Origin of the sequence: Paenibacillus sp. 1-18, assembly GCF_000520755.1 — a bacterium.
Classification (GTDB): Bacteria; Bacillota; Bacilli; order Paenibacillales; family Paenibacillaceae; genus Paenibacillus; species Paenibacillus brasilensis.
Window position 1 is genome coordinate 1 of the sequence record NZ_ASSB01000291.1, and the last position, 7,486, is coordinate 7,486.

Sequence of the window (7,486 nt, forward strand, 5' to 3'; positions counted from 1 at the left end):
TTGTTCTTCTGGTGTCACCAATTCCAGTTCATTCACACGGATATGCGGATTGTCCACAATTTGTCCGATGACATGGTCGATATGACCATGGATACGCTCCATAGCAGACCGGTTATATACAAGAGCATTGTATTCAAGCAGGATGGAGATATCCTCGTCAGGCACCACAATCAGGTTAAAATCGTAGTTAGTATGCTCTGCGATTGCCACGTTTGCTATAGATAAGCCAGTCTGTGCGCCTGGCTCGCCGGAACCGACCGCCTGACTTATCTGTTGCCCAATCGGATAGTTTTCAAAGACCATAATGTGATTAATCAGGTCTTGTTTTTGTTCAGTCAGCGCCTGAATGTCATACAACGGGAACGTGTCATAGGCACCGGAGGCCAAAGCCTGTTCCTGTGTGCGTTGCAATATGTCAGCAAACGTAGCATTCTGCTCACTGTAAATGCGAACCGGAATCGTATTGATGAACAAGCCGATCATGTTTTCCACACCTGGAATTTCTGCTGGACGTCCGGATACTACACTACCAAAGACGACATCATGATTATTATTGTATTTCTGTAAAATTACGCCCCAAACACTTTGCAGCAATGTGTTAATCGTTACATGTTGCTGCTTGGCAATTTGGTTCAATGCCGCAATCCGTTCTTTACCTAACACAAACGGCAGCTTTTCCGAAATATAGGCGGAATTTAAACCCCCACCGTTTCCGTCTGCATCCTCAACCCGTCCTACTACAGAAGCTTGTGCGTTCTCACCAGGCAACAAGGTCCGCTGCTCAAACCCCGCCAAATAGTCACTCCAGTAGCGAGTCGCTTCCTGCGCATCCTGGCGTTCCAGCCATTCAACATAGTGACTATACGGTTTGACAGGTGCTAATACCGGCTGTTTGTTTTTCATCAAGGACAAATATGCATTCAGAACTTCTTCCGTTACCAGTGACAGGCACCAGCCGTCCATCACGATATGATGGAAGCTCCATACAAAACGGTATGAGTTATCCCCTGTACGGAAGATTGCTACACGCATAAGCGCATCCTTGCCTAAATCAAAGTTTCGGGCTTTATCCTGAGCCACAAATTCAGCTATAGCGTGCTCACGCCCTCTGACATCCTCATAACGGAAGCTCGGATTTTTATGACGATAGACAACCTGCAATGGTTGACCATGCCAGCCGCTGTAGAAATTCGTCCGGAATATAGCATGTCGGCTAACCAGCAGCTTCAGGCTTTCCTCGAATATGGCCGGCACAAAATGGCCCTCAAGATCAAAGGTCGCCTGTTCAAAATACACTCCAGTTTCTGCGTTCATCAGACTATGGAACAGCATACCCTTTTGCATTGGCGTTAACGGGTACACATTTTCCAGTTCCCCAACCGTCTTTGTCTGCTCCTTAATCGTATCTAATTGCTCCAGTGTCAGACCTTTAAGCAGTACATCACTTGGAGTCAATTCGGTCCGCTCCCGTGTGACACAATGCTCGATAATTTCAAGCAGGTTGGCTTTTAAAAGATTAGCCAGCATTTGGATAGTGTCTTTACGGAAAGCCTTGCCGTTATACCGAATGTCCAGTTCCAGGATGCCGTTCGTTACAATTCCGCCCACATCGAGAGCGTATTTCATCTCAGTCTTATCACTAACGACCGATCCGATCGGGTAAGCAGACATACGAACATCGCTTTTTTGCAAATCCTGATCAAACTGTCCGAGATAGTTAAAGCTCACTTGTGGCTCGGCGTAACCTCTAACGGCTTGACCGTGCTCACTCAAATGTCTCCAAATACCGTAGCCAATTCCTTTATTCGGAATATGACGCAGGCTCTCTTTGACCTGTTTGATGCGTACCGACAAAGCCTGATCACGACCGATGTCCAGCAATACCGGATATTGACTCGTAAACCAGCCTACAGTACGAGAAATGTCCGTATCCTGCAAAATGTCCTCACGCCCGTGCCCCTCTAAATTGACCAGGCTTCGCTTATGACCCGTCCATGTGTACAGCATCATGCCCAATGCAGTCAGAAGCAGATCATTCACTTCCGTGTTATATGCGCGGTACGCCTGCTTCAATAGTCTTTCCGTCTCTTCTTCCGTAAGCTTGACGACAACTAGATCGGTGTCAGCCAAGGTAAATTTGCCATCCTGCGCCTGATCCTCAGGCAATCTTACTTGATCAGCCAAAGCGGATGCGTTCAATTGCTCCCAGTAGACGCGTTCACTTTCCATGGCCTCGCTACTCGCATACGTGGAAAGTCTTTGTGACCAGGAACGGAATGAATCCGTTTTGCCCGGCAACTGAAGCTCTTTTTGATGGAGGGCCTGTTCATAGGCTGTAGCCAAATCCTCAAACAAAATACGCCATGATACGCCGTCTACTACCAAATGGTGAATCGCCATCAGGAGATGATCTCCATTTGCACAGTGGAACAAACCAGCTTTAAACAGCGGCCCTTCATGCAGACGAATACTGCTTTGAATTTCGCTGGCTTTCGCCTCAATCGCCGCGCTGAGCAAGGCTTCATCCGTCAAATTTCTAAAGTCCAGCACGTCCAGATGATACAGCTCGCCTTCCTGTACTCCCCGGTTCCATGCTTCATAGCCTTGCTCTGTCTTGCTGAACACCATCCGTAGTGCATCATGATGCTCTGTCAGCTTCAAGAGCGCCTGACGCAGAGCGGACTCGTCAAAGCCCTTCTCCCGGTGCAGCATGACCGCCTGATTAAAGTGATGCGCGTCCACTTGCTCCTGTTCTGCAAACCAGTATTGAATCGGCGTTAGCGCCACTTTCCCCGTAACCTCGCCTTGCTCAGCCGTTCTCTTGTCCGCCAAACGAAGATGCGGAGCAAGCTCCTTCACGCTCGGATATTTGAACAAGTCCTTCATATCCATCTTGTATCCGGCTTGAAGCAGTCGGGAGGAGAATTGAATCGCCTTGATCGAGTCGCCACCCAGATCAAAGAAATTATCCAGCGTACTGATGTGTCCAGTACCCAGCACTGTTTGCCATATAGCTGTCAACGCCTGTTCCGCTGCTGTATGTGGTGCCACATACTCTATGCCCGTCTGAAGTCCGCCTTCCGGCGCAGGCAATGCTTTGCGGTCCACCTTGCCGTTAACTGTCAGCGGAATCTGCTCCAGATGAATGAAATAAGAGGGTACCATATAGCCCGGGATTTCCTGGGCAAGCTGATTTCTCAGCTCTCCTGTATTCCATTCCCGATCCGAGGTGTAATACGCACACAGTACCTTTTGTCCAAATTCATCCTCACGTGCCAGCACAACAGCTTCACGAATGGAATCCATATTTAACAACTGCGTCTCAACTTCGCCCAGCTCAATCCGGTAACCGCGAATTTTGACCTGTTGGTCAATCCGTCCAGCGTATTCCAACGTGCCATCTTCACGCCAGCGAACAAGGTCTCCCGTGCAGTACAGGCGATCTCCGTCCACCCACGGGTTGGCAAGAAATTTCTCAGCCGTCAGCTCTGGACGGTTCAGATAGCCGCGTGCAACTCCGTCGCCGCCGACAACCAGCTCGCCCCAAGCTCCCACCGGCTGCAGATTAAACGCTGAATCCACGACATACGCTGTCGAATTACAGATTGGACGTCCGATTGGCACAGAATCCAGCTGTTCCTCCGTAATGTGATATGTCGTCGAAAAGGTCGTATTTTCCGTTGGCCCATAGCCGTTAATGATGTTCATGTCGGGATTATCACGCAGGACCCGGTTAATATGGGGCGCAGACAACACATCACCACCAACCAGCAGATACTTTACATCACCAAACAGTTTACTGTCCTGCTGCGAAAGCTGATTAAATAACGGTGTAGTCAGCCACATCATCGTAATGCGATGATCCCGTATCGTCTCCTTGAGCTTGGCGGCATCCAGAAGATCATCCTTATGCACAAGTACAAGCTGACCGCCGTTCAGCAGAGCACCCCAAATTTCAAACGTGGATACATCAAATACAAATGCGCAAGTTTGCAGCATTCGGATTGATTCATCAAACGGCACATAATCCGTATTCCGCACCAGACGCACAACACTTTGATGCTCAACAACAACGCCCTTAGGCTTGCCTGTTGATCCCGAGGTATAAATGACATAAGCAGCATGGTGGCCTGCTCCATCCATCCTCAGATTGGAAGCATTTGGACTGTAAGACGTGTCATCATTCAAATTGACAATCTGCCCGTCAAAATAGCAACGGTCCAGCAAATCCTGCTGTGCCAGCAGCAACTTGGCTCCTGAGTCTTCCAGCATATAGCGGATACGGTCTTCCGGATATTGAGGGTCTACCGGAACATACGCGCCTCCAGCCTTCAAAATAGCCAGGGTTCCAGTAATCATATCCAGCGAACGCTCTGTCAAAATACCGACAGGTTCATCAGGCTTCACTCCTGCATCTCGCAGCGTATGCGCCAATCGGTTAGCCTTCTCATTAAGTTCCCGATAGGTTAGGGATTGATGACCCAAAGCTACGGCAATATGATCCGGTGTACGCTCAGCCTGCTCCTCAAACAGCTTTTGAAGCGTCTGATTGCGCGGATATGCAGAAGCCGTGTCATTGTACTCTCCCGTAATCTGTTGTTTTTCCGCCGCCGTGACCAATTCCAGCTCTTCAACGCGAACACTCGGATTGAGTGAAATTTGCTCCAGCAGACGGGCAAAATGTCCATGCAGACGCTCGATGCCTCTTTGATCAAAGCTCAACGCGTTATACATAAAACGAATCTTTATGCCTTCTCCCGGCATAACGACCACGTTCAGATCGTAGTTGGTTTGCTCTGTAGCCACCACGTTCGAAATCGTAAATTTATCCTGTCCATCGCTTCCCAGCTGCTCTACCTGCTGCTCCACCGGATAGTTCTCAAATACCATAATATGGTTGATTAAATCCTGCTTCTGCTCGGTAAGCGCCTGAATTTCATACAACGGGAATGCGTCATAGGCATTGGAAGCCAGCGCCTGCCGCTGTGTTCGTTTCATCAGCTCGACAAAGGCTTCACCTTTTTCAGATTGAACGCGCACTGGAATCGTATTAATGAACAAACCGATCATACGCTCCACACCTGGAATATCGCCTGGACGACCGGATACAACACTGCCGAATACGACATCCGGACTGTTGTTATATTTTTGCAGCAGCACGCCCCATACCGTCTGAATCAATGTGTTGATTGTCACCTGATTTTGCTTCGCTACCCGTTCGATCTGTGCGACCAACTCCGGCTGGAAGTCGCATTCCAGTTCTCCAGCGACATATTCCCCGGTTTGAATGGATTTAGGCTGTGTTTTTTGTTGTGGAAGCGTAATTTGCTGCTCATAGTCTGCCAGATACCCGTTCCAGTATTGCAGGGACGCTTCACGATCCTGACGCTCCAGCCATTCAATAAAGCGACTGAACGGCGTGACAGGCTCAAGCACAGGCTCCTGATCCGCACGAAGTGCCAGATAGGTACCAAATACCTCCTGTGTCATAAAGGACAGGCACCAGCCATCCATCAAAATATGATGGAAGCTCCAAATAAAGTGGTACGCTTCATCCCCGGTTTGCAGAATGGAGACACGAATGAGCGCATCCTCAGCCAGACGGAATCCTTTAGCTTTATCCGCAAGGATAAAAGCCTCAACACGAGCTTCACGTTCCTCTTTTTCTAGTCCGCGCAAGTCTTCATAGTACAATTCTCCGCTGCGGTTGCGGAAGACGACCTGTACAGGCTCATCCTTCCATGAGCTGATAAAGTTCGTCCGTAGCGCCTCATGACGTTGCACGAGCAGATCAAAGCTTTTGCCGAAAGCGACCACATCAAAACGTCCGTTCAACTCAAAGGTCGCCTGCTCAAAATAAGCGCCCGACTCCTCGTCCATTAAGCTGTAGAAGAGCATGCCCTTTTGCATCGGCGTTAAGGCGTACACATTTTCCAGCTCACCCAGATCTCGCGTATCTTCCACCAATTGCTCCAGCTCGTCCAACGTTACGTTGTTTAACAGGACATCGCTTGGTGTCAATACCGTTCTTTCCTGGGCGACACAATGGCTAATCACCTCACGCAAGCCGGATACCAGCAGCTCTCCGAGCCTTGCAATCGTTTCATGACGGAATTGCGTTGTGCCGTAACGAATGGTGAAGATCAGCTCGCCATCCTCGATCACACCATTGATATCCAGCGCAAAGTCCATAGCGGCGTTCGTGCTGACAGGTACACCGATGGAATAGGATGAAGGCTCCAGATCGTTGCCTTTATAGTCTTGATCAAACTGACCCAGATAGTTAAAGCTGATCTCTGGCTCCACCTGGAGCTGCACGCCTGCTTGCGTGAAAGCATCTGCATTTGACAGGTATCGCAAAATACCGTAGCCAATGCCTTTTTGCGGAATATGACGCAGCCCTTCCTTTACCCGTTTGATCAAACGAGCGGTATTTCCACCTTGTCCCAGACTTCCATCCAGTACAACCGGGAACTGGCTCGTAAACCAGCCAACCGTGCGCGTAATATCCACATCCGGTAAAATGGCCTCCCGTCCATGGCCCTCCAGGTTGACCAGCACGCGTTCAGAACCGGACCAGTCATATACGGCTTTGCCGAGTGCAGCCAGCAACAGATCATTCATTTCCGTGTTATACGCGCGGTGAGCCTGCTTGAGTAACAAGTCCGTTTCCTGCTTCGTCCAGCGGACCGTAACAACCTCACTGTCTCCAAGCAAGGCATGATCGTTGTCATAATCCTTTGGCAATGGCTTCGCCAGGCTTGCTTCTGCTTGTTCGATATGCTGCCAGTAAGCAAGCTCCCGCTCCATCGTCGCACTGTTCGCATAGGCCGACAGATGCTCGGCCCATGTCTGGAACGAATCTGTTTTATGCGGCAATCGAATGGATTTGCCTGTTTTTCCTGCGACAGCCTGTTCATAACCCGCTGCCACATCCTCCAGCAAAATTCGCCACGATACACCGTCCACCACCAGATGGTGAATAACGATTAACAAATGATCACCCTTAGCGCATTGGAACAAACCGAGCTTCACAAGCGGACCTTCGCCCAAATGAATGCTGGCTTGAACTTCACTCGCCTTGGCTTCCACTGCGGCAGCTTCGTCTTCAACCCCTCTGAAATCTACAATGTCCAGTGTGTAAAGCTCGCCTTCTTCCACACTGCGGTTCCAAGCTGTGTAGCCATGCTCCGTCTCGCGGAATACAGTACGCAATGCGTCATGATGTTGGATAATGCGTTCCATCGTATGGCGCAGCGCACCTACATCAAAGCGCCCAGCTCGATACAGCATCATCGCCTGGTTGCTGTGATGCAGGTCAACCGGCTGCTGCTCGAAGAACCAGCGTTGAATGGGTGTCAGCTCCACCTTTCCTGCTACCTCTTCCTGACTGGCGATTTTGCCATCTGTACGAAGCAAAGGACTCAGGGACGCGACCGTCGGATTGCTAAACAGGTCTTTCATGTCCAGTCGATAGCCTGCTTGC

At 49.8% G+C, this 7,486-nt stretch carries 1 protein-coding gene; it reads right to left on the reverse strand.

What is annotated here, in order from left to right:
* The coding region (locus L693_RS28280) for a non-ribosomal peptide synthetase (RefSeq protein WP_155983870.1) at positions 1-7,486 on the reverse strand (7,486 nt) is incomplete at both ends.